This is a genomic window from Flavobacteriaceae bacterium (assembly GCA_003443635.1).
Classification (GTDB): domain Bacteria; phylum Bacteroidota; class Bacteroidia; order Flavobacteriales; family Flavobacteriaceae; genus AU392.
The window spans coordinates 2,579,021-2,602,563 of the sequence record CP031964.1 but is presented as its reverse complement, the minus strand read 5'-3'; the positions used below and the strand labels follow the sequence as shown (position 1 = coordinate 2,602,563).

Here is a 23,543-nt window from a genome sequence, read left to right as displayed (position 1 = left end):
TAATGAATAAATTAGTAGGAACAGGAGTAGCTTTAGTAACTCCTTTTAAAGATGATTTTAGTGTTGATCATGATGCATTAAAAAATATAGTTAATTATAATATAGATAATGATATCGATTACTTAGTTGTTTTAGGAACAACAGCAGAAAGTGTTACTTTATCAAAACAAGAAAAACAAGATGTAATAAATACGATAGTCACTACTAATGCAAAGCGTTTGCCATTAGTGATAGGTATTGCTAGTAATAATACAGCTGAGGCTGTAAGTTTAATGCAGCATACAGATTTAACAGATTTTGATGCCGTATTATCTGTTTCTCCATATTATAATAAACCTACTCAAGAAGGTATTTATCAACATTTTAAAGCAATATCACAAGTATCTCCTAAGCCAATTATTTTATATAATGTTCCAGGTAGGACATCTAGTAATATTCTTCCAGAAACAGCAATAAGACTTGCTAACGATTTTGATAATATTGTAGCAATTAAAGAAGCTGCAGGAGATATTGTACAAGCTATGGAGTTAATAAAGAACAAACCAGAAGGTTTTCATATTATTTCAGGAGATGATATGATTGCATTACCAATGACATTAGCAGGAGGATCTGGAGTAATTTCTGTAATAGGAGAGGGGTTGCCAAAAGAATTTTCTACTATGATTAATTTAGGTTTAGAAGGAAAAGGAAAAGAAGCATACAAAATTCATTATAAGGTAATGAATAGTATTAATTTAATTTTTGAAGAAGGCAACCCAGCAGGTATTAAAACCATATTTGAGGAGTTAGGATTGTGTAAAAATATTGTTAGACTTCCCTTAGTTAGTGCTTCAGCTACATTAAGAAATAAAATAATAAAAGAATTAAATACGTTTAAAAGTTAAATATTACTTAAACGCTATTTACAGTGATAATTCTAATTTAAATTAGCTTTAAATAATAGTTTTTTTAAATACAATATAAATGCCTATTTTTGCAACTTGTAAAAACTTATGAAAAAGCTTGTTTATATATTATTAGTAATTATTACATTTAATTCATGTAGTGAATATCAAAAAGCACTGAAATCTGAAGATATAGCTACTAGATTTAACTTAGGAACTGAGCTTTTTGATGCTGGAAAATATGATAAAGCTCAAAAATTATTTGAGCCTATTATACCAAAGTACAGAGGTAAACCTCAAGCAGAGAAACTAAATTATTTATATGCTCTTACATTTTATGAAGAAAGGGATTATGCAGCATCCGCATATCATATGCGACTTTTTGCTGATGTTTATCCTGAAAGTGAAAAAGCTGCTGAGTTAGCTTTTTTATCAGCTAAGAGTTATTATAATCAATCACCTATTTTTTCAAAAGAACAAGAAGCTACCACAATTGCAATTGGAAAATTACAAGAGTTTATTAATGCATATACAGATTCAGAGTTTACAAAAGAAGCTAACGAATTAGTTAAAGAGTTGGACTTTAAACTAGAAAAAAAAGCATTTAGTATTGCTAAACAATATAATACTATATCGGATTTTCAAGCATCTATAAAATCATTTGATAATTTTATTTTTCAATACCCAGGAACTTCTTTAAAAGAAGAAGCAATGTTTCTTAGATTAGATTCTTCATACAAATTAGCAATAAATAGTATTGAAATAAAAAAAGAAGAACGTTTAGATAATGCAATTTCAAATTATAAAGCACTTAAAAAATCTTTTGCTGAATCTAAATATATGGAAAAGGCAAATGTAATGTTTGAAGAACTAACCAAGCAATCGCAAATTTTTAAAGAACAAAAAGTTAATTCAAAATAAAAGATGGATTTAAAGAAAGTTAATGCTCCAGTAAATACAGAAACTTATGATAGAAATGCTGTTGATGCACCTACAGAAAATATTTATGAGGCAATTTCAGTAATATCTAGAAGAGCAGAACAAATTAATACAGAAATAAGAAAAGAACTTATTGATAAATTAGAAGAATTTGCTACTTACAATGATAGTCTTGAAGAAATTTTTGAAAATAAAGAACAAATTGAAGTATCTAAATTCTATGAAAAATTGCCTAAACCACATGCTTTAGCTGTTCAAGAGTGGTTAAACGATAAAATCTATTATAGAAATACTAAGGACAACGATACTCAAGAATAAAAAAAGATGTCCATTTTAAAAAGCAAAAATTTGCTTTTAGGTGTTTCAGGAGGCATTGCTGCTTATAAAACTGCACCTTTAGTAAGACTATTTATAAAAGCAGGTGCAAATGTTAAGGTCATTATGACACTTGCATCAAAAGATTTTGTTACTCCTTTAACATTATCTACACTATCTAAAAACCCAGTACTTTCATCTTTTACTAATGAAGATGATGAGAATGATACTTGGAATAACCATGTTGATTTAGGGCTTTGGGCAGATTTTTTTCTTATCGCACCAGCTACAGCTAATACATTATCTAAAATGGCTACAGGCAATAGTGATAATTTTTTATTAGCAACATATTTATCAGCTAAGTGCCCTGTATATTTTGCACCAGCAATGGATTTAGATATGTATAAACATCAATCAACAAAAGATTCATTTGTTACATTAAAAAGTTTTGGAAATATTATGATACCATCGACAAGCGGAGAGTTAGCTAGTGGGTTAATAGGTGAAGGAAGAATGGCAGAGCCAGAAGATATTGTTGCATTTATGGAAAATGATATTGTAAAGAAACTACCATTACATCATAAAAAAATTGTAATCACAGCAGGGCCTACCTATGAAGCGATTGATCCTGTTCGTTTCGTAGGAAACCATTCTAGTGGTAAAATGGGATATGAAATTGCTAAAGCTGCGGCTAACTTAGGAGCTGAAGTAACTTTAATTTCTGGACCTACTCATGAAACAGCAAATCATAATTTAATTAATGTTATACCAGTAGTTAGTGCTCAAGAAATGTATGATGCAACACATCAATATTTTAATAATGCAGATGTAGCTATTTTATCAGCAGCAGTAGCAGATTATAGACCTAAATTTATTGAAAATCAGAAAATAAAAAAGAAAGACTCTACGTTAACATTAGAATTAGAGAAAACTAAAGATATTTTGGCATCACTAGGTGATATTAAGCAAAATCAAATATTAGTAGGGTTTGCTCTAGAAACTAATAATGAATTTGAAAATGCAGTAAAAAAACTTAAGAAAAAAAACTTAGATTTAATTGTACTAAATTCGTTACAAGATAAGGAAGCTGGTTTTGGTGGTGAAAATAATAAAGTAACTATCATCAATAAAGATGAAACCTATAATGAATACCCATTAAAAACGAAAACAGAGGTAGCAAAAGATTTGATGAGAGAAATTTTACAAAAACTAAATGCGTAACATAATATTTATACTGTCATTATTATTTACAATAGTTACTTTTTCACAAGAACTAAATTGTAATATTGTTGTAAATGCTCAACAAACAGGGAATGAAAACGCTCAAGTATATAAAACTTTAGAAAATCAATTAAGAGAATTTATTAACAACCGTAAATGGACTAATAAAACCCTTAAGCCTCAAGAGCGTATTAATTGCAGTATGTTTATTACTATAAATAGTAATAATGGAGACGAGTTTAGTGCTTCGCTTCAAGTACAATCTTCTAGACCTGTATATAACTCATCTTATAGTACACCTATTTATAATTTTAATGATAGAGATTTTTCATTTGAATATGTAGAGTTTCAAAATTTGTTGTACAGCGCTAATCAATTTGAATCTAATTTAGTTTCTGTTTTGGCATTTCATGTATATATGATTTTAGGTATGGATGCAGATGCGTTTGCTTTAAATGGAGGTGATGAGTATTATGATCAAGCAAGAGCAATTTTAAACTATTCTCAACAAGAGAATTTTAGAGGATGGAAACTTCAAGACGGATTGCAATCACGCTTTGTTTTAATAGATAACGTGCAATCTCCAACATTTAAAGAATTTAGAAATGTGTTATATAAATATCATATTGAAGGTTTAGATAAAATGCATCAAAACCCTAAAGAGGGAAAAGAAATTGTTGGAAGCACTATGGATGAACTTGTAGTTATGAATAGAAGACGTCCAAATTCATTTCTATTAAGAGTTTTTTTTGATGCCAAAGCAGAAGAAATACAAAATATATTCTCTGGAGGACCTTCTGTAGATATAAAAGATATGGTAGATGCATTATATAAAATAGCTCCTACATATTCTAACAAGTGGCGAAATATTAACTTTTAGCCTCATTTCATTTTTATTTTTAAGTTACATTTGTAATTAAGATTCAAATTTTAATTTATAGCATTTGTTAACATCATTATCTATAAAAAATTACGCATTAATAGATGATTTACAAGTCAGTTTTAAAAATGGCTTAACTATTATCACAGGAGAAACTGGAGCAGGAAAATCTATCCTTTTAGGTGGATTATCATTAATTTTAGGAAAGCGAGCAGATTTGTCTAATGCCAAAAATGTATCTAAAAAATGCATAGTTGAAGCTGTTTTTGATATTGCTAATTATGATTTGAAACCTATTTTTAAGGCTGCTGATTTAGATTATGAACCGGAAACGATTATTAGGAGAGAAATACTACCTTCAGGAAAATCAAGAGCATTTATAAATGATACTCCAGTTAATTTAAATAAATTAGCTGTGCTTGGTGAACATTTAATAGATATTCATTCACAACACCAAACATTGGAATTGATTAATGACGAGTTTCAATTTCAAATTATTGATGCTTTGGCTAACAATTCAAGTAATTTATCAAATTACAAAAATACATTTAAGAAATACAAAAATTGTAAAGCAGAATTAGAACAATTACAAGTATTAAAATCTGAAGCAATAAAAGAACACGACTATAATTCTTTTTTATTAAACGAATTAGAAGAAGCAAAATTAGTTCCTGACGATTTAGAACGTTTAGAAACAGAGTATGAGATGCTTAATAATATAGAAGATATAAAGGAAGAATTTCAATTATCTCGTCAATTATTAAGTGAAGATCAAATAGGAATATTAAACACACTTATAACGCTTAAAAATAGCTTTCAGAAACTTTCAAATATATCAGGTAATTATACAGAATTATTTAATCGCATCAATAGCGTTTTAATAGAACTAGACGATGTTGCATCAGAAATAAATAATGCAGAAGAAAGCTTAGAAACAAACCCTAATAGATTAGAAGAAGTAAACAATAAATTACAGGTTATTCAAAATTTATTGATGAAACATTCTGCATTAACTATTGAAGAACTATTAGAAATACAAGTTAATTTATCCGAAAAAGTAGCTGTAACTGAAAATGTAGATGCTGATATTGAAAAAAAGAAAAAAGAACTTTATATAATTGAGAACGATTTAAATTCAATAGCAACTATAATACATCAACAAAGAGAAAAAGTAATCCCAGAACTAACAAAACAATTACAAAATATTCTTTCAGATTTAGGAATGTTAAATGCTAGGTTTAATATCTCAGTTCAATTAGAGACAGAGTTTTTGCCTGAAGGAAAAGATAATATTTCATTTTTATTTTCAGCAAATAAAGGAACAGAATTCAAACCTCTTAAAAAAGCAGTTTCAGGTGGAGAACTCTCTAGAATTATGCTTGCAATTAAATATATTTTATCAAAATATATTCAATTGCCTACGATTATGTTTGATGAGATAGACACTGGGGTATCTGGTGAAATATCTAATAAAATGGCAGTTATAATGAAACAAATGAGTAAAAGTATGCAAGTATTTACGATTACACATTTACCTCAAATTGCAGCAAAAGGCGATACACATTTTAAAGTGTATAAAACAGATATAGAAGATAAGACAAATACAGATTTAGTTAAGTTAAGTTCTGAAGAACGTATTGTCGAGATTGCACAAATGCTTGGAGGTAAAGAAATATCAACTTCAGCGATGGCACACGCCAAACAATTATTGAATTAGTGTTATATTTGAATCATAATTTAAATTAAAAGTATGAATGGGTGAGTCAGATATAGATAACTTATTCTTTGAAGCAGATGCTTTATTGACTGACAATAAAATTGTAGATGGGAGAGATTTATTATTAGAAATATTAACGACCTCTCCTGATTATGGTAAAGCTCATAACCATTTAGGTTGGATTTATCATTATAAAATGGTAAATTATGATAAAGCTGAAAAACATTATAAATTATCATTAAAATACTCCAAAGGTTATTATTCGGCTTATTCTAATTATTCTTACTTACTTATAGATAAAAGTAAGTATTCAGAAATGTTGAAGTTTGGAAAAGAATCATTAAAAGTTGAAGGTGTAGATAAAGGTGTTATTCTTAATCAAATGGCTAAAGCTTATGAATTAAAATATGACCTTATGAAGGCTTATGATTTTTATAAACAAGCAAAAATGAATTGTACTGCTTCGAATTATATAGAAGAGATTAATTCATCTTTACAAAGAATACAAGGGAAAATGAATTTTTTTCAAAAAATTAAAATACTATTTAAATAAATAAACAAAAAGTAATGTCATATAATTTACTAAAAGGAAAAAAAGGAATCATATTTGGAGCATTAGACGCTAATTCTATTGCTTGGAAAACGGCAGAACGTGTTCACGAAGAAGGAGGTCAATTTGTGTTAACAAATGCACCAATAGCAATGCGAATGGGGCAAATTAATGAACTAGCAGAAAAAACAGGATCTCAAATTATCCCGGCAGATGCTACTTCTATAGAGGATTTGCAAAACCTTATAGAAAAATCTATAGAGATATTAGGAGGCAAGATTGATTTTGTTTTACATTCTATAGGTATGTCGGTTAATGTTAGGAAAGGAAGAGCGTATACAGATCAAAATTATGATTGGACTCAAAAAGGAACAGATGTTTCTGCAATGTCTTTTCATAAAGTAATGCATACTTTATATAAAAATAATGCTATGAACGAATGGGGAAGTATAGTTGCATTAACTTATATGGCAGCACAACGTGTTTTTCCAGATTATAATGATATGGCAGATAATAAAGCCTATTTAGAAAGTATTGCTCGTAGTTTTGGTTATTTCTTTGGTAAAGATAAAAATGTACGTGTGAATACAATTTCTCAATCTCCTACTCCAACCACAGCAGGTCAGGGAGTAAAAGGTTTTGATGGCTTTATTTCATATGCAGAAAAAATGTCTCCGTTAGGTAACGCTACAGCATTAGATTGTGCAAATTATACAGTAACGCTATTTAGTGATTTAACAAAACGTGTAACCATGCAAAATTTATATAACGACGGAGGGTTTTCAAATATGGGGGTGAGTGAAGCTGTGATGGATAAATTTATAGAAGAATAGATTTTTAAATAGATATATAAAAGGCATACTAATTAGTATGCCTTTTTGTTTTTAGATTAAATTCAAACTCGATAAATCTTCAATTAGGTTTAATTATCTTTGTTACCTATGAGTATGAAAACAAAAGATATCTCTTTTATAATCCCAGTTTATAATAGGCCTGACGAAGTTAAAGAGCTGTTAGAAAGTTTTACAAAGTTAAATGGAGATAAATCTTTTGAAATAGTACTGGTAGAGGATGGGTCAACTATTTCTTCTAAACCCATAGCGAACACATATAAAAGTATTTTAAATATATCTTACTTTTTTAAAGAAAACTCAGGACCTGGGAGCTCGAGGAATTATGGAATGAGGTCTGCAAGAGGTGATTATTTCATAATTTTAGATTCAGATTGTATATTACCTCCAAATTATTTAGTAATTGTTTTAGAGCGTTTAAATAGAGATTATATAGATTGTTTTGGCGGTCCAGACTCGGCTCACGAATCGTTTACAAGTTTGCAAAAAGCGATAAATTTCTCGATGACCTCATTTATTACTACTGGTGGGATTAGAGGTAAGAAATCTAGTATAGATAAATTTCAACCTCGTAGTTTTAACATGGGAATTTCAAAAAAAGCCTTTGAAGCAACAAATGGTTTTGGACAAATTCACCCAGGTGAAGACCCAGATCTATCAATAAGGTTAAATAAGCTAGGTTTTCAAACAGTATTAATTTCTGAAGCTTATGTATATCATAAACGTCGTATATCTTGGTCCAAATTTTACAAGCAAGTCTATAAATTTGGAATGACTCGACCTATACTCAATTCTTGGTATCCAGAAACTAGAAAAATAACATATTGGTTTCCTTCAATATTTATACTAGGATTAGTATGCTCTATTATACTTTTTGGTTTAGGATTTAAATACGCTTTAATACTTTATGGAGCTTACTTTGCGTTAAGCTTTATATTATCATTAATAAGTACCAAAGAATTAACAGTAGCATTACTTTCTATAATAGCGATTATAATACAATTTTTTGGTTATGGTTATGGGTTTTTAAAATCGACGTTTAAGCTCAGTATTTCAAATATTAAAGCCGAAGATCAATTTCCAGAGTTATTTTTTAAAGATAATAAATGACAAGTTTTAAAAACAAAATAAAAACTTATTTTAGAAAGAAAAAACTAAATGTTTTTGCAACTTTCATTATACTAGCGTTATTGTTTTCGGTACTTACAAAGCTTTCAAATAATTATACTAAAACCATTGTATTTAATATTAATACTGTTAATGTTCCTGAAGATGAAGTTATTGTAATAGATTCAAGTCAAGTTATTGATATTACATTAGCAACTTATGGTTTTAAACTAATTAAATACTATTTTAAGACACCTACTATTGATGTTGATTTTTCAAATCTTCAAAAAAACAAAACCGAATATCTTTGGGTTGAAAAGCAAAAAAAATCAAATATTATTTCTCAATTTGATGCTAAAATTAAAATAGAGAATATAACTCCAGATACGATAGCATTTCAATATGGAATTAATACTATAAAAACAGTACCAATAATATTAAATAGTCAAATTAGTTATTCTACTGGGTTTGATTTAACTGAAAACCTAGAAATAAAACCAGATTCGGTAAAAATAATAGGGCCATTAGCAATAATAGATACAATTTCTAAAATAGAAACAGAAAATATAATATTTAAAGATGTAAAAAAAAATATATCTAAAACAGTACAATTAAAATTGCCGACATCAAATAACGATTTATCTTTTTCAGTTTCTGAAATTAATTTAGAAGGTAAAATAGAAAAATTTACTGAAGGATCTGTGGAAGTCCCTGTAATAGTTAAAAATATACCAGATTCAATTCAAATTAAATATTACCCTAAGACCATTCCTGTTCTTTATTATACAAGCTTAAATAATTATAAATCCGTTACATCAAATAGTTTTGTAGTTGAATGTGATTTTAAAGAATTGAACACAAAAAGTACTTATCTTACTCCAAAAATAATGCGACAACCTGATGAGGTTAAAAATGTAAAGCTTAATGTTAAACGTATAGAGTTTATTTTGATACAATGAAAATAGTTGGTTTAACTGGGGGTATTGGTAGTGGAAAAACAACAGTAGCTAAAATGTTTTTGGAATTAGGAGTACCAATATATATAGCAGATGTTGAAGCTAAAAAGTTAATGAACACTTCAAAAATAATTAAAAGAAAATTGATTGCACTTTTTGGAGACAATGCTTATAAAGATGATAAATTGAATCGTCAATTTTTGGCAAATAAGATTTTTAAAGATAAAATATTGCTAGAAAAGATGAATAGAATTGTACATCCTAAAGTTGCATCACATTTTAAAAAATGGCAAGCAAAGCAAAATAGCTCTTATGTTATTAAAGAAGCTGCAATTTTATTTGAGAATGGAAGTTTTACATCTTGTGATTTCGTTATTACTGTTATTGCTCCTATAGAAGAACGGATAAAAAGAGTAATTTCTAGAGATAATTCATCTGAAGAAAAAGTGAAATCAGTAATGGAAAACCAATGGGCTGATGAAAAAAAAATAAAGCTTTCGCAATTTGTTATTACTAATAGCGACATATTAGAAACAAGAAAACAAGTATTTCAAATTCATGAAGAATTACTTAAAGTTAATTGATAATCAAAACTTTAACATTTTTGTTAATGTAAGGTTAAATGGAGGTAGCTCTAAATGTTAAAATGTTAATTTTGAACGATGAGTAAAAAACTATTCGTCTTATTAATTCTATTGACGAGTTTATCGTTAATTGGTATAATATTTGTGCAAGCTTATTATATTAACAACACGTTAGAGAATAAAGAAGATCAGTTTTGGTTTAAAGTTAAAAAAATACTTAATCACACCACCACTACTATAGGTGATAGAGAGGCTAAAGAATCTATAAATCAATTAAAAACTATAGCTGCTCAAGGTATAAAACCTGACTCATCTAATATAACAAGGTTAATTGCATATAAGCATAATGATCATGATGATGGAATAACAGTATTTGATACAGGGATTTTAGAAGAAAATTATAAAATCCCAACGCTCATTGACATAGGTTTAGATAGTGTGAATGTTAGACAATTTACGGGAATAACAAGTACACAAATTTTTAAAAATTTAGGAGTAGATGGTAATACTTCAATTCAATCTGAAGAATCATATTCTAATGTTTATGATCTAAATGAAATTGAAATTGAATTATTTAAATCTCAATATAGAGAACAAGCTAAAAGCATTCCTATACACAGGCGTGTTTCTGAAGAAGAAATTAATGAATTACTCAATAAAGGCTTAAAAGAAGAAGGTATAGAAATACCTTATGAATTTGCAATTTACGGCAATGATTTAGCAACAAAAGTGCAATCTGATGACTTTGAGTTTTTGGGAGATCAATCTAAAGGATTCCCTATTTTTTTAGATAATAATGGATTGAGTGATTATGTATTGTATGTTAGTTTTCCAACACGTAACAAATACATTTTTTCTTCAGTTATAGGGATAACTTTATTATCTTTTCTGTTTACTTTGATTATTATTATAGCATATACAAGTGCTATTTTTCAATTGAATAAACAACGCAAAATATCACAGATAAAAACAGATTTTATTAATAACATGACGCATGAGTTTAAAACCCCTATAGCAACAATAAATTTAGCATTAGATGCAATTAAAAACCCAGCAATAATTGTAGATGAGACTAAGGTGAAACGCTATTTGGGAATGATAAAAGAAGAAAATAAACGAATGCATGCTCAAGTTGAAAATGTACTTAGAATATCTAAACTAGAAAAGAATGAATTAAACATTAGTAAGGATAGTATAAGTATGCACGACTTATTGCTTGATGCCGAAACGCACATAGCACTTATTGTTGAAAATCGTAATGGATATATAAATTTGCATTTAGATGCAAAAGAAGCAACAGTGCTAGCAAACGAATCTCATTTTACTAATGTTTTGGTAAACATTTTGGACAATGCTGTAAAGTATTCCGAAAATGAACCAAAAATAGATGTTAATACAGAGAATGTTGGAAACAACATTATTATAAAAATAAAAGATCAGGGTAACGGAATGTCAAAATCCGTTCAAAAACAAGTGTTTGAGAAATTTTATAGAGAACACACAGGAAATGTACATAATGTAAAAGGCCATGGTTTAGGACTGGCTTACGTAAAACGTATAGTAGATGATCATCATGGTCATATAAGTGTAGAAAGTGAAAAAGGAAAAGGTAGTACCTTTATTATAAAATTACCATTAATATCATAATTATGGAGGAATTAAATAAAAAAATACTTTTAGTAGAGGATGATCCGAATTTCGGAACAGTTTTAAAAGACTACTTATCTATGAATGACTATGATGTCGTTCATGCTAAAAATGGTATGGAAGGTTTTGAAAAATTTAAAAAAGACGATTACGATTTATGCATATTAGATGTAATGATGCCTTATAAAGATGGATTTACATTAGCTAAAGAAATTCGTGAAAAAAACGCCGATGTACCTATAATCTTTTTAACTGCTAAAGCTATGAAAGAAGATGTTTTAAAAGGCTATAAAGTTGGAGCTGATGACTACCTTAACAAACCATTTGATAGTGAAGTATTGCTAATGAAAATTAAAGCAATTATTCAAAGAAAAGCTACTGATAGTGTTGCAGATAGTAAACAATTTGAATTTACGATTGGAGATTTTCACTTAAATTCTAAACTTAGATTTTTAAAGTTTAATGGAGGAGAACCAGTTAAATTATCACCAAAAGAGAATGAGTTATTAAGATTATTAGCATTACACGAAAACGATTTAATGCCAAGAGAATTGGCATTAACTAAAATTTGGAGAGATGATAATTACTTTACATCTAGAAGTATGGACGTGTACATTGCTAAATTGCGTAAATACCTTAAAGTTGATGAGAATGTCGAAATTTTAAATATTCATGGTGAAGGATTTAGGTTAGTAGTTAATCAAGGAGCTTAATATTATAAATAAATATAAAATTGTTAATGTTAAAACCAGCTTGTATGAGCTGGTTTTTTTTTATTACTCTTTTTCTATATTTAAATTGATTGCTCTTATGATTTTTGAGGCATTAGTTTGATAATCAAACCATAATGTGTTTTCATTCTTTTTAAACCAAGTTAGTTGGCGTTTAGCGAACCTACGGGTATTCTTTTTAATTTCTGAAATAGCAAAATCCAAATCTGTTTTATCATTTAAATAATTAAATAACTCTTTATAACCAACAGTATTTAATGCATTTAATTGTTGATAAGGCAAAAGTGTTTTTACTTCATTTACTAGTCCATCTTTAATCATTTTGTCTACACGATTATTAATTCTGTTATAGATAATTTCACGTTCGGCCATTAAACCAATAGTTAAAGTTTTAAAAGCACGTAGTTTTTTGTTTTTATTTAAAAACGAAGAATAAGGTTTTCCTGATCCAATACATATTTCTAGTGCTCTAATAACACGATGTGGATTTTCTATAGCTATAGAATTATAAGCTTTATAATCTAAATTTTTTAATTGTCTTTGCAAAGAAGATAACCCTTCTAATTGTAACTTAGTATTAAGCTCTTTCCTAATATTTTTATCCACTTCAGGGAAATAATCTAACCCTTTAGTTATTGCATCTACATATAGTCCAGATCCACCAACCAAAATAATAATATTATGAGCCTTAAATAGTTCAGATAATTTATTAATAGCATCTTTTTCAAAAGCTCCTACGCTATATTCATCATTAATAGATTTATGATGTATAAAATGATGTGGTGCTGAAGATAATTCATCAAAAGTTGGTGCAGCAGTACCTATCTGCATCTCTTTAAAAAATTGCCTAGAGTCTGCAGATATTATTTCTGTTTTAAAATATTGTGCTAGTTTTATGCTTAATGCTGTTTTACCTATGGCAGTAGGGCCAACAATTGATATTAAATATTTATTAGTCTTGCTCAATGATTAATCACTCTATGTGAAGATGATGCCCACAATTATAACAATGTTTGGCACCATCTTTATGTTTTTCAGTTAAACAATTACTACAGACTTGAGTATTTAATTGAAGTGTTTCATTATCGTCTTTTTTATTACTAGTAGCGCTTTTAGTATACTCTGCAGAAACGATTCCGGTTGGGACAGCAATAATTCCATAACCTAAAATCATAATGATTGTGGCAATAAATTGCCCAAGAGGTGTTTGAGGGGCTATATCTCCAAAACCAACAGTAGTTAAAGTTACAATACACCAATAAATACTTTTAGGAATATTAGTAAATCCGTTTTCTTCCCCTTCAACTAAATACATTAAAGTGCCAAAAATAACTGATGATATTAAGACAGCAAATAGAAATACTGAAATCTTTGCACGACTTGCTTTTATTGCTGATGATAATTGATTTGAAGCGCCTAAATAGCGAGTTAATTTTAATATTCTAAAAATACGCAATAATCGTAAAGCACGAAGTGAAACTAATGCATGAGTCCCTACAAAAATTAAAGATAAATACTTTGGAATGGTTGATAATAAATCAATAACACCATAAAAACTAGTAATATATTTTATTGGCTTTTTTACAGAAATAATCCGTAATATATATTCTATAGAAAATAAAATAGTAACAACCCATTCGCCAATATTTAATAGATCATGATATTTATTATCAATAGAATTTACACTTTCTAACATTACAAGTATAATACTTGCTAGGATGAAAAATAATAAAACAACATCAAACAATTTTCCCATAGGAGTATCAGCTTCATAAATGATCTCATGAAGTTTTAGTTTCCAATTATTGTTTGATTTGCTGTTTTTCATTCTATAAAAAACGATTTATGAATGTAGAGTAATAACCTTCATTTTTTTATTTTTCCTAAGATGACTCTGAATAATATGTTGTACATCTTTATTATGTTCCATAGGTGTTATAAAGGATTCTAAAACATCGATATTGTTTATTTGATAATTGAGATTAAAGAACCCTATGCCTATAAATATACCATTTTTTATAAGAATAGCACTACGTTCATCTATTGAACGACCTTTACCTACAATAACTATACTTTTGTTTTCAAAACTATAATCAGCAATAAGGTTTCTTATTCTTTTATTATATATATCGGGAGTCTCGTTTTTAATGCAAGCTCCAAAACACTCTTTTATAGTATAATTAAAACAATTGCTACTTGTTTTTTGAAGCCCTGTTAACTTCTGACATAAATTGTATCTAATAGCCATACGATTTAAAAAGCTCTTAGCACTTTGTAAATTAGAAAATGTAGTAATTGGAGTTTCGATTTCGCTTTGACTTTTAACTGTATATGCTCTTAAATTTAAATAACCTAAACTATCTGTAAACTGATATAAACCATACGAAAAATGAGTGCGTTTTAATGCACGATTAAAAATAGGTTTATTGCGTTTAATTTCTTCGCTTTCTTTTAATAGAGCTATAAGTTCACTACCAGTAGCTTCATATGTAATAGATGAAACTTGTAGCTGTATTTTTTTAGATTTTGTGCTATCATTAGTGAAATGCTGATTAACACGTTGTCTAATATTTTTGCTTTTTCCGATATAAATGATTTCCCCATTAGCATTATGTATATAGTACACTCCAGTAATGCTTGGTAGAGATTCTATAATATCTAATAATTTCGGAGCTATTGTATCTCTAGAATCTGTTTTTACAGATTCACTTATTATTTTTTTATCTAAATCTTTGTCTAATAATAACTTGAAAAGCTTCACTGTAGCCTGAGCATCTCCAGAAGCTCGATGCCTATCACTAACAGGAATGCCTAGTACTCTTGTAAGTTTTCCTAAACTATAAGAAGGTTGATCAGGAATTAAGTCTTTAGAAAGTTCTACTGTACAGAGTGTTTTTTTAGTAAAATTAAACCCCAAACGTTTAAATTCTGTTTGCAGAATACGATAATCAAACAATGCATTATGAGCAACTATAATACAATCTTCAGTGATTTCAACAATACGTTTTGCTACTTCATAAAATTTAGGCGCATTACGAAGCATCTTACTATTAATACCAGTAAGGTTAACGACAAAAGGTTGGATTTCTCGCTCTGGATTAACAAGACTTATAAATTGATCTATTACTTGATGGCCATCATATTTGTAGATCGCAATTTCTGTAATTCCTTCTTCATTATACTTGCCCCCGGTGGTTTCTATGTCTAAAATTGCGTACAAATACTTAATTGTAATTTCGATGTCCAAAGATACTACTTCCGAGGCGAACCATCGTACTACCACAATCTATTGCTAGTTGATAGTCACCACTCATACCTATTGATATTATATTAAAAGCAGGGTTAGTTTGTTTTAACTCTTCATAAAGTGTTTTCAATGAATTAAATTCATTTTTAATTTGATTGGTGTCATCAGTAAATGTTGACATCCCCATTACACCAATAATTTTAACATGAGCACATTCAGAATAAACTATAGATGATAATAAACTTTTTACCTCTTCAGGAGTCATACCAAATTTAGAATCTTCGGAAGCTATTTTTATTTGTAATAAACAATCAATAACTCGATTATGTTTCTGAGCTTGTTTATTTATTTCTTTTAATAATTTTAAACTATCTACACCATGAATTAAATTAACAAAACTCGCCATATACTTAACTTTATTGCTTTGTATATGACCAATCATATGCCACTCAACATCTTTTGGCATAACAGCTTGCTTTTCTACCATTTCTTGGATCTTATTTTCCCCAAAAATGCGTTGTCCAGCATTATAAGCTTCCATTAAATCACTTATAGGTTTAGTTTTTGAAACAGCAACCAAAGTAACGTGATCTGGTAATGATGATTTTATAGTATTTAAGTTTTTTTGTATACTCATTTAAAATTCATAAATAGTAATACCACTTCTAAGTTTAGGCTCGATATAAGTACTTTTTGGTGGCATTGTTAATTCATCATCTGCAATTTGTTTTAATTCATCGATAGTGATAGGTAATAATCCGAACCCAACTGTAAATTCCCCACTATCTACTTTTGTTTTTATAGATACCAAATCATTTTTACCATGTGAATATTCAATACGAGTATCGTTACGTAAATCTGTAATTCCTAAAATAGGATCCAAAATTGTTTTATATAAAATCTGTGTATCTAAAGCATCCAGAGATGAATTAAATTCATATTCAGAGTGCCTTAAATATAGAGAATAAAACTCACCATCTAAATACATGCTAAAATGATGCTTTTTAGAAGGTTTATATAATTCAGCACCTCTATTTTCAATACGATACATCGTATCTAATTGTATTAAAAACTCTTCTTTACTTAAATTATTTAAGTCTTTTACTATTCGATTAAATTCATAAATACGTAAATCAGACTCAGAAATTAAATAGCTCATAAAATATTTAGAAGATTCTTTAGTATTATCTTCTTTAAATAATAAATGAGATGAAGCAGAACGGTGATGACCATCTGCTATATAAAGTGTTTCAATAGATTTAAATTCTTTTTCAAGCTTGTTTATGATGTCAATATCATCGATAAGCCATAAATAATGAGTGTCTCTATATGTAGTGGTAAATTCGAACTCTGCACGATGCTTTTGAGTATCAGAAATAATACTGCTAATAGTGTTATTATCAGGATGAGTTAATAATACAGGTTCAGCATTAAACCCAACAGTTTTTAGATAATCTTTAAAAATATGCTCACGATACTCAATAGTGTCTTCGTGTTTTTTTATGATATTGTTTTCATAATCTTCTGCACTTGCTGCAGCTATAATGCCAGATAATATATATCCATCACGATTTACAATTTTATAAACATAATAGCAAGATGTTTCATCTTGCACGAAAATTTCATCTTCTTTAAATTCTAAGTATCGATTTCTAACTAAATTATAACGATCTTTTCCACTAACCTCTCTATCGTATTTATAACCTGGATTAACAATGTGCAAAAATGAATATGGATTGTAATCCAATCGAGCTTCTCTTTCGGCTTGAGTATAGCTTTGATAAGAGCGAGACGCAACTAAACTCACTTTATCTCGTGTAGGTCGAATTGCTTTAAACGGAATTACTTTAGCCATTCTTATTAATTTTTAGTAATTCAGATAAATCCGTATACTGTTTAGTTTAATATTTTTATTTTAAAAACTGAGAAGCAATTTTATCTGCCTTTTTGCTTTCTGAATAATCATAAAATCCTTCCCCAGATTTCACACCTAACTTGCCAGCTCTTACCATATTTACTAATAATGGACAAGGAGCATATTTAGGGTTTTTGAATCCATCATACATTACGTTAAGTATAGATAAACACACATCTAATCCAATAAAATCAGCAAGTTGCAATGGCCCCATTGGATGTGCCATTCCTAACTTCATAACGGTATCTATTTCTTGTATTCCAGCTACACCGTTATATAAAGTTTCAATAGATTCATTAAGCATTGGCATTAAAATTCGATTGGCTACAAAACCTGGATAATCATTTACTTCTACTGGAATTTTCCCTAAAGTTTTAGACATTTCCATAATAATACTTGTTACTTCATCACTAGTGTTATATCCACGAATGATCTCAACTAATTTCATAATTGGCACAGGGTTCATAAAATGCATCCCAATAACCATTTTTGGGCGAGAGGTCACAGCAGCAATTTGTGTGATAGAAATTGAAGAAGTATTTGTAGCTAAAATAGTGTCTTCTGGACAAGCTTCATCAAGTTGCTTAAATATTTTTAGTTTTAAATCTAAATTTTCGGTAGCAGCTTCAACAACTAAGCTTGCATATTCAACACCGCTTGTAATATCAGTATAAGTGGTAATATTTGCTAAAGTTTCTACTTTGTCTGCTTCAGTTATCCTTTCTTTAGCAACCATCCTATCCAAGTTTTTAGTGATAGTATCTATACCTCGTTTAAGAGATTGTTCGCTAATATCTATTAGTTGTACTTTAAATCCACTTTGAGCAAAAGTATGTGCAATTCCATTACCCATTGTTCCTGCACCTATAACAGCTACGTTTTTCATATAAATTTATTTATTTTTTAATTGCTTTATTTTAGAACTGATTAATAATCATTGTGGCTACTCTTAAGGCTTCAGTACCATCATGAAGCGTTACAATTGGTTTTGTATTATTATTAATAGCGTTTGCAAAAGTTTCTAGCTCATCTAAGATGGCATTATTACTCGATATTTCAGGATTGTCGAAATAAATTTGTTTTTTAACTCCTTCAGCGTTTTGTAGGATCATATCAAAATCTCCTGCTTGTTTGGGTGCATTTTTCATTTTAACAACCTCACATTTTTTTTCTAAAAAATCTACTGATATATATGCATCTTTTTGAAAAAATCTTGTTTTACGCATATTTTTTAATGAAATGCGACTCGCAGTGAGATTAGCAACACAACCATTTTCAAATTCAATTCTAGCATTCGCAATATCTGGAGTGTCACTAATTACTGAAACACCACTTGCAGATATATTTTTAACTTTAGATTTAACAACACTTAAAATGATATCGATATCATGAATCATTAAATCTAAAACTACCGGAACATCAGTGCCTCGAGGATTAAACTCAGCTAATCGATGTGTTTCGATAAACATAGGAGATTCAATATCATCTTTAATAGCAATAAACGCGGGATTAAATCGCTCAACATGCCCTACTTGTCCTTTTACTTTATTAGAAGCTACTAAAGTTCGAATTTCTTCTGCTTCTTCAACAGTATTTGTTATTGGTTTTTCAATAAAAATATGTTTGCCTTTAGCTATGGCTTGTTTTGCGCAATCATAATGAGAAAGTGTTGGTGTAACAATATCTACAACATCTACAGCATTAATAAGCCCCTCGATGGTGTTAAAATATGTATAACCAAATTCGTCTACTACTTTTTTTGCATTTTCTTTATCTGCATCATAAAAGCCTATAAGCTCATATTTTTCTGATTGATTAAGAAGTCTTAAATGAATTTTTCCTAGATGACCAGCACCAAGAACACCAGCTTTTAGCATCGTTTTTCTATTTTTCACAAAAATAAACTTTTTAAAGGTTTATTAATGTGAATTTAATAATAAAATATTGATGCTATTTTATAGCTTTATTAATAGATAAATTAATTTTTAGCTTTAAAATGTTTGACTATTTTTAGCGCTGAAAAATTGAAGTAAAATTGAAAGATACATTTAAGCATAAAGGATTAAGACAACAACTAATAAATGTTATAAAAACAAAAGGAATAACTGATGAAAGTGTGTTAAATGCTATAGGGAAAATTCCTCGTCATTTATTTATGGATTCAGGGTTTTTAGATCATGCTTATCAAGATAAAGCATTCCCTATTGGAGCAAATCAAACGATATCTCAACCTTATACTGTTGCTTTTCAAACAGAATTACTTCAAATTAAAAAAGGCGACAAAATATTAGAAATAGGAACGGGTAGTGGTTATCAAACTGCAGTATTATATGAGCTTGGAGCAAAAATATTTTCAATTGAACGCCAACAGGAACTATTTAAAAAAACAAGCAAATTTTTACCTAAACTAGGATATTCAGCCAAGAAATTTATTTTTGGAGATGGCTATAAAGGGTTACCAGAAGAAGCACCTTTTGACGGTATTATTGTTACTGCTGGGGCACCATTTGTACCTAAACCATTATTATCCCAACTAAAAATAGGAGGTAGACTGGTAATCCCAGTTGGTAATGATGTTCAAGTAATGACTCTGTTTATCCGTAAGGATATTAAAGAATTTGAAAAACATGAATTAGGGGAATTTAGATTTGTACCTTTACTTGAAGATAAAAACTAAATTACTTATTGTTTCGGTAAATATTTTTTAGGGATAGGATTTTCAGATGTTTCTGCAGTCCAGTAAATATTAATAACCCACCAACGATCTCCAGAATTTAATAATTGAATGCTGTTAATACCACGCATAAAAGGCTTTGTATCACTTTTGCTTTTATAAGATTCGTAAGTGCTAAATATTTGTGTAATGTTTCCAAATGTATTAGTAACACGATGAATCTCTTCTTCAAAAAAGCCATTGTTAACTAAAAACTCTCCTGAAGTTTTTATGTAATCTTCTGCAGACATATAGCGTGCTGTATAATTCCCGTTTCTGTTTTTACCTGATGGAATTAATTTAGCATCTGGATGAAATAGATAATTAAATAATTCCCAATTACGAGCTTCTCCTTTTTCACCAGAGATGACACCATATAAAGTTTCAATTGTAGAATCTAACGTTTTTACTTTATTGAGATATTTTGAAGTATTTTGAGCATTTATTATGTTAGTTGAAGTAAATAAAAATAATATTAAAAGAGCTAATTGTTTCATTTTTAATGTAGTTATAAAAGTAAATATAGTAATTCTAAGATTAAACTATTTGAAACTTTTCTTAATCCTATCTAAGTTGCGCTTGTTATCTTTATCTTTTAGAGATTCACGCTTGTCATAAAGTTTTTTACCTTTTGCTAAAGCAATATTAAGTTTAGCAAATCCTTTGTCATTGATAAATAATTTTAAAGGTACTATGGTTAGCCCAGTGTTTTTTACTTCTTTTTCTAATTTACGAAGCTCTTTTTTATTAAGAAGTAATTTTCGAGTTGCTTTAGGTAAATGATTATAATGTGTACCATAAATGTACTCTTCAATGGACATATTAACTACAAAAAGCTCTCCTTGCTCGTTAAACTCGCAAAAACTCTCTGTAATAGATGCTTTACTTTGTCTAATAGATTTAATTTCAGTACCAGACAATACAATACCTGCAGTGTAATTATCTAATAACTCATACTCAAAACGAGCTTTCTTGTTTTGTATGTTAACATTTTTTTGCATTGAAGCCAAAACTACATAATTTTATTAACTCTATTTAACTTTAAAATTGATTAATTTCGTGGCATAATTTAAAATGACCCTAATGAAAAAGCTTATTTTATTACTAACGATATCATTACTTGTAATCTCTTGTAAAAATGAAGTAGAACCTACTGCACAAAATATTATTGACAAAGCTATACTTATTGCTGGAGGAAATAAGTTTAATCATTTTGATATGGATTTTGACTTCAGAAAAGTACATTATAAATCTATTCGTAATAATGGTAAGTTTGAACTACAACGTATAAGAAAAGATTCAGTTAATACTATTGTTGATGCAGTATCTAACGAAGGTTATAAAAGATTAATCAATAATACCGTAGTGGCTGTTCCAGATAGTATGGTACCACGCTATACTGCTTCGGTAAATTCTGTGCACTATTTTTCGGTATTACCTTTTGGGTTAAATGACGCTGCAGTAAATAAAGATTATATAGGAGAAATAAGCATAAAAGGAAATAAATACCATAAAATTAAAGTGACTTTTGATCAAGATGGAGGAGGAGAAGATTTTGAAGATGTATTTGTATATTGGGTTAATACCAAAACTTATAAAACAGATTATATAGCATATTCTTATAATGAAGACGATGGTTTAGGCTTACGTTTTAGAGAAGCATATAATGAACGTATTGTAGAAGGTATTCGAGTTGTAGATTATAATAATTATAAGCCAAATGACGAATCTGTTTCTGTTTTAGATCTAGATAAAATGTATGAAGAAAATGAAATGAAGTTACTTTCTAAAATTGAATTAGAAAACGTTTCTGTAAAGCTTTATTAAAAACTTTTTTATAATTTTAACTTTACTTAATTTATCTTAAATTAACATTTAAAAACGCAACCAAATTATTTTTTTCATATCTTAAAAATATGAAGAACTTTAAGCCAATAATTTTCTTTATTGTATGTATATTACTTTTTACATGTGAAGATGTTGAAAATAATAGACGTTTAGGTTTTGATATTAATGTTGTTGACATAAACAATGTAGCCATACCTAATGTTAATGTTGTTGTATTTGCAAATGGTAGAGAAATAGGGGTTTTTGATGTATTATTTGTGTTACCACTTTTTTTGCCAAATTTTAATGGTGTGTTAGGTTTTGGCAATACTGATACTGATGGCGAGCTTAGATTGATTTCTTTAGCACCAGATAGAAATAATGGAAGTTTAGCGATTATTATTAATGGAGTGACAGATGATAATACATTTGTAAATTCGGTAAATGAGAATTTTGGAGCTGTTATTTTTGAAATAGATGATGACCCTGAATCAAATACAATTGATTTACCTGATGTTATATTAAGAAGAGTTGCATTGTTAAACTTTGATATTAATAATACTTCGGGCTCTCAAAATATTCTTCGTTTTTCATTAGAAACAGATAGAAGGAATCAAATATTTAATCTTATAGATGGCTCTGATAATGTATCTAACATAATTCAAAAGAATTTATTCCCTGAAGATTTATCTCTCTCAATGGTAAATGAAACGCTTCAGAATACGATAGCTACATTTTCATATACACTATCAGACGATAGCGATAACTTAATAGACTCTGGAGTTATTCAAATCCCAATTAATCAAGACGTAGTAAACTATGTATTTGAATACTAAACCTATATTTACATTATTAGGATTATTGTTTTTTGTTCAAATAGCTTGGACTCAACAAGAAAATAATGTAAAAGAAGAAATTAAACCAGGTTTTGAGATTTTTTTTTCTGTTAATTATGTCCAACCTATATTTTACGGAGATAATTTTATTAATGCAACTTATGATTTAGATGGAGGTATTAACTTTGGTGTAGCTACAACATTTTTTTATAATATGAGAGCTTATTTGGATTTCAGTATTTCTTCTGGAAATGTTGAAAGACCAGAATTAATAGGAAATATACGTTCTTCTAACTTTAATAGAGTTTCATTTGGTTTAGGTTACCCATTAACAATTCATAGAAAAATTGATATCACACCATCTTTGCACACTGGATATATAAAGTTACGGCATAATTTGAATTTTACTAATGATAAACCAAGAGATGATGGTCTTTTTTTTGGAGTTAAAGTCCAATTTAATTATGAAATTTATCATCGTTTAGAATTAAATATATCGATCATTAATTACTTTGATTTTTTTAGAATAGAATCTGCTTCTCAAGATCAATCTTTTTTTGATAATGCGCAATCTATTTATCCTTCTTTAGGTTTAAGATTTAAGGTGTTTGGTTCTCAGTAAG

26 protein-coding genes are annotated in these 23,543 nt (G+C 28.6%); 17 read left to right on the top strand and 9 right to left on the bottom strand.

Features of this window, described 5'->3' with window-relative positions; translation table 11 throughout:
* The first annotated feature begins 2 nt into the window (after positions 1-2).
* The 13 genes from D1817_11855 (at position 3) to D1817_11795 (ending at position 12,364) form a co-directional block, all read left to right on the top strand.
* Entirely contained in the window at positions 3-884 is an 882-nt protein-coding gene (locus tag D1817_11855; protein AXT20557.1) for a 4-hydroxy-tetrahydrodipicolinate synthase, read from the top strand.
* A 108-nt stretch (positions 885-992) separates the two neighbouring features.
* On the top strand, positions 993-1,805 hold the full coding sequence (bamD, locus tag D1817_11850) for an outer membrane protein assembly factor BamD (GenBank protein ID AXT20556.1): 813 nt from the start codon (positions 993-995) through the stop codon (positions 1,803-1,805).
* Between the two features lie 3 nt (positions 1,806-1,808).
* On the top strand, positions 1,809-2,141 hold the full coding sequence (locus tag D1817_11845; GenBank protein AXT20555.1) for a hypothetical protein: 333 nt from the start codon (positions 1,809-1,811) through the stop codon (positions 2,139-2,141).
* A gap of 6 nt (positions 2,142-2,147) precedes the next feature.
* Positions 2,148-3,359 (top strand): bifunctional phosphopantothenoylcysteine decarboxylase/phosphopantothenate--cysteine ligase CoaBC, encoded by a 1,212-nt coding sequence (gene coaBC / locus D1817_11840; GenBank protein ID AXT20554.1) that lies wholly within the window; start codon positions 2,148-2,150, stop codon positions 3,357-3,359.
* The gene (locus D1817_11835) at positions 3,352-4,239 is read left to right on the top strand and encodes a DUF4835 family protein (protein AXT20553.1); all 888 of its coding nucleotides are present in this window, start codon (positions 3,352-3,354) and stop codon (positions 4,237-4,239) included. Before coaBC ends, D1817_11835 begins: the two co-directional genes overlap by 8 nt.
* A 64-nt stretch (positions 4,240-4,303) precedes the next feature.
* Complete coding sequence (gene recN / locus D1817_11830) at positions 4,304-5,956, top strand: DNA repair protein RecN (GenBank protein ID AXT20552.1); 1,653 nt, start codon at positions 4,304-4,306, stop codon at positions 5,954-5,956.
* A 37-nt stretch (positions 5,957-5,993) separates the two neighbouring features.
* Entirely contained in the window at positions 5,994-6,509 is a 516-nt protein-coding gene (locus D1817_11825) for a hypothetical protein (protein ID AXT20551.1), read from the top strand.
* Positions 6,510-6,523: 14 nt separating this feature from the next.
* On the top strand, positions 6,524-7,339 hold the full coding sequence (locus tag D1817_11820; GenBank protein ID AXT20550.1) for an SDR family oxidoreductase: 816 nt from the start codon (positions 6,524-6,526) through the stop codon (positions 7,337-7,339).
* Positions 7,340-7,453: 114 nt separating this feature from the next.
* Positions 7,454-8,467 carry a glycosyltransferase gene (locus D1817_11815; GenBank protein AXT20549.1) on the top strand — a complete coding sequence of 338 codons (1,014 nt, stop codon included), beginning with the start codon at positions 7,454-7,456 and terminating at the stop codon, positions 8,465-8,467.
* Positions 8,464-9,423: a YbbR-like domain-containing protein gene (locus tag D1817_11810; GenBank protein AXT20548.1), complete on the top strand. Its 960-nt coding sequence runs from the start codon at positions 8,464-8,466 to the stop codon at positions 9,421-9,423. The genes D1817_11815 and D1817_11810 overlap by 4 nt, the downstream gene beginning before the upstream one ends.
* Positions 9,420-10,004 (top strand): dephospho-CoA kinase, encoded by a 585-nt coding sequence (locus D1817_11805; protein AXT20547.1) that lies wholly within the window; start codon positions 9,420-9,422, stop codon positions 10,002-10,004. The genes D1817_11810 and D1817_11805 overlap by 4 nt, the downstream gene beginning before the upstream one ends.
* Positions 10,005-10,082: 78 nt before the next feature.
* The gene (locus D1817_11800) at positions 10,083-11,651 is read left to right on the top strand and encodes a sensor histidine kinase (protein AXT20546.1); all 1,569 of its coding nucleotides are present in this window, start codon (positions 10,083-10,085) and stop codon (positions 11,649-11,651) included.
* A gap of 2 nt (positions 11,652-11,653) precedes the next feature.
* Entirely contained in the window at positions 11,654-12,364 is a 711-nt protein-coding gene (locus tag D1817_11795; GenBank protein AXT20545.1) for a DNA-binding response regulator, read from the top strand.
* Positions 12,365-12,427: 63 nt separating this feature from the next.
* On the opposite strand, the gene miaA is transcribed toward D1817_11795, so the two are convergent.
* Genes miaA through D1817_11760 form a run of 7 tightly spaced genes read right to left on the bottom strand, consistent with a single transcriptional unit; the run spans position 12,428 to position 19,421 of the window.
* The gene (miaA, locus tag D1817_11790) at positions 12,428-13,348 is read right to left on the bottom strand and encodes a tRNA (adenosine(37)-N6)-dimethylallyltransferase MiaA (GenBank protein AXT20544.1); all 921 of its coding nucleotides are present in this window, start codon (positions 13,346-13,348) and stop codon (positions 12,428-12,430) included.
* 7 nt (positions 13,349-13,355) lie between these two features.
* Positions 13,356-14,210: an ion transporter gene (locus tag D1817_11785; GenBank protein ID AXT20543.1), complete on the bottom strand. Its 855-nt coding sequence runs from the start codon at positions 14,208-14,210 to the stop codon at positions 13,356-13,358.
* 15 nt (positions 14,211-14,225) lie between these two features.
* On the bottom strand, positions 14,226-15,602 hold the full coding sequence (locus D1817_11780; protein AXT21272.1) for an exonuclease: 1,377 nt from the start codon (positions 15,600-15,602) through the stop codon (positions 14,226-14,228).
* Between the two features lie 4 nt (positions 15,603-15,606).
* On the bottom strand, positions 15,607-16,266 hold the full coding sequence (locus D1817_11775; GenBank protein ID AXT20542.1) for a YggS family pyridoxal phosphate-dependent enzyme: 660 nt from the start codon (positions 16,264-16,266) through the stop codon (positions 15,607-15,609).
* Positions 16,267-17,484, bottom strand: a complete 1,218-nt coding sequence (locus D1817_11770) for a DUF1015 domain-containing protein (protein ID AXT20541.1) — start codon at positions 17,482-17,484, stop codon at positions 16,267-16,269.
* A gap of 55 nt (positions 17,485-17,539) precedes the next feature.
* On the bottom strand, positions 17,540-18,430 hold the full coding sequence (locus D1817_11765; GenBank protein AXT20540.1) for a 3-hydroxybutyryl-CoA dehydrogenase: 891 nt from the start codon (positions 18,428-18,430) through the stop codon (positions 17,540-17,542).
* A 31-nt stretch (positions 18,431-18,461) separates the two neighbouring features.
* Complete coding sequence (locus D1817_11760; protein AXT20539.1) at positions 18,462-19,421, bottom strand: gfo/Idh/MocA family oxidoreductase; 960 nt, start codon at positions 19,419-19,421, stop codon at positions 18,462-18,464.
* A gap of 158 nt (positions 19,422-19,579) precedes the next feature.
* On the opposite strand from D1817_11760, the gene D1817_11755 reads away from it, so the two are divergent.
* Complete coding sequence (locus D1817_11755) at positions 19,580-20,221, top strand: protein-L-isoaspartate(D-aspartate) O-methyltransferase (GenBank protein ID AXT20538.1); 642 nt, start codon at positions 19,580-19,582, stop codon at positions 20,219-20,221.
* 5 nt (positions 20,222-20,226) lie between these two features.
* On the opposite strand, the gene D1817_11750 is transcribed toward D1817_11755, so the two are convergent.
* Complete coding sequence (locus tag D1817_11750; GenBank protein AXT20537.1) at positions 20,227-20,754, bottom strand: hypothetical protein; 528 nt, start codon at positions 20,752-20,754, stop codon at positions 20,227-20,229.
* A gap of 45 nt (positions 20,755-20,799) precedes the next feature.
* Positions 20,800-21,258: an SsrA-binding protein SmpB gene (smpB, locus tag D1817_11745; protein AXT20536.1), complete on the bottom strand. Its 459-nt coding sequence runs from the start codon at positions 21,256-21,258 to the stop codon at positions 20,800-20,802.
* Positions 21,259-21,340: 82 nt separating this feature from the next.
* On the opposite strand from smpB, the gene D1817_11740 reads away from it, so the two are divergent.
* The 3 genes from D1817_11740 (at position 21,341) to D1817_11730 (ending at position 23,542) form a co-directional block, all read left to right on the top strand.
* Positions 21,341-22,084 (top strand): deoxyribose-phosphate aldolase, encoded by a 744-nt coding sequence (locus tag D1817_11740; GenBank protein AXT20535.1) that lies wholly within the window; start codon positions 21,341-21,343, stop codon positions 22,082-22,084.
* An 89-nt stretch (positions 22,085-22,173) separates the two neighbouring features.
* Positions 22,174-22,920, top strand: a complete 747-nt coding sequence (locus D1817_11735; GenBank protein ID AXT20534.1) for a hypothetical protein — start codon at positions 22,174-22,176, stop codon at positions 22,918-22,920.
* Positions 22,904-23,542, top strand: a complete 639-nt coding sequence (locus tag D1817_11730; GenBank protein ID AXT20533.1) for a hypothetical protein — start codon at positions 22,904-22,906, stop codon at positions 23,540-23,542. Before D1817_11735 ends, D1817_11730 begins: the two co-directional genes overlap by 17 nt.
* The last annotated feature ends 1 nt before the right edge of the window (position 23,543 follow it).

Coding starts and splice junctions, on each gene's coding strand:
- D1817_11855 (AXT20557.1), top strand. CDS start 3: ATGAATAAATTAGTAGGAACAGGAGTAGCTTTAGTAACTCCTTTTAAA.
- bamD (AXT20556.1), top strand. CDS start 993: ATGAAAAAGCTTGTTTATATATTATTAGTAATTATTACATTTAATTCA.
- D1817_11845 (AXT20555.1), top strand. CDS start 1,809: ATGGATTTAAAGAAAGTTAATGCTCCAGTAAATACAGAAACTTATGAT.
- coaBC (AXT20554.1), top strand. CDS start 2,148: ATGTCCATTTTAAAAAGCAAAAATTTGCTTTTAGGTGTTTCAGGAGGC.
- D1817_11835 (AXT20553.1), top strand. CDS start 3,352: ATGCGTAACATAATATTTATACTGTCATTATTATTTACAATAGTTACT.
- D1817_11825 (AXT20551.1), top strand. CDS start 5,994: ATGGGTGAGTCAGATATAGATAACTTATTCTTTGAAGCAGATGCTTTA.
- D1817_11820 (AXT20550.1), top strand. CDS start 6,524: ATGTCATATAATTTACTAAAAGGAAAAAAAGGAATCATATTTGGAGCA.
- D1817_11815 (AXT20549.1), top strand. CDS start 7,454: ATGAAAACAAAAGATATCTCTTTTATAATCCCAGTTTATAATAGGCCT.
- D1817_11810 (AXT20548.1), top strand. CDS start 8,464: ATGACAAGTTTTAAAAACAAAATAAAAACTTATTTTAGAAAGAAAAAA.
- D1817_11805 (AXT20547.1), top strand. CDS start 9,420: ATGAAAATAGTTGGTTTAACTGGGGGTATTGGTAGTGGAAAAACAACA.
- D1817_11800 (AXT20546.1), top strand. CDS start 10,083: ATGAGTAAAAAACTATTCGTCTTATTAATTCTATTGACGAGTTTATCG.
- D1817_11795 (AXT20545.1), top strand. CDS start 11,654: ATGGAGGAATTAAATAAAAAAATACTTTTAGTAGAGGATGATCCGAAT.
- D1817_11785 (AXT20543.1), bottom strand. CDS start 14,210: ATGAAAAACAGCAAATCAAACAATAATTGGAAACTAAAACTTCATGAG.
- D1817_11775 (AXT20542.1), bottom strand. CDS start 16,266: ATGAGTATACAAAAAAACTTAAATACTATAAAATCATCATTACCAGAT.
- D1817_11770 (AXT20541.1), bottom strand. CDS start 17,484: ATGGCTAAAGTAATTCCGTTTAAAGCAATTCGACCTACACGAGATAAA.
- D1817_11765 (AXT20540.1), bottom strand. CDS start 18,430: ATGAAAAACGTAGCTGTTATAGGTGCAGGAACAATGGGTAATGGAATT.
- D1817_11760 (AXT20539.1), bottom strand. CDS start 19,421: ATGCTAAAAGCTGGTGTTCTTGGTGCTGGTCATCTAGGAAAAATTCAT.
- D1817_11750 (AXT20537.1), bottom strand. CDS start 20,754: ATGAAACAATTAGCTCTTTTAATATTATTTTTATTTACTTCAACTAAC.
- smpB (AXT20536.1), bottom strand. CDS start 21,258: ATGCAAAAAAATGTTAACATACAAAACAAGAAAGCTCGTTTTGAGTAT.
- D1817_11740 (AXT20535.1), top strand. CDS start 21,341: ATGAAAAAGCTTATTTTATTACTAACGATATCATTACTTGTAATCTCT.
- D1817_11735 (AXT20534.1), top strand. CDS start 22,174: ATGAAGAACTTTAAGCCAATAATTTTCTTTATTGTATGTATATTACTT.
- D1817_11730 (AXT20533.1), top strand. CDS start 22,904: ATGTATTTGAATACTAAACCTATATTTACATTATTAGGATTATTGTTT.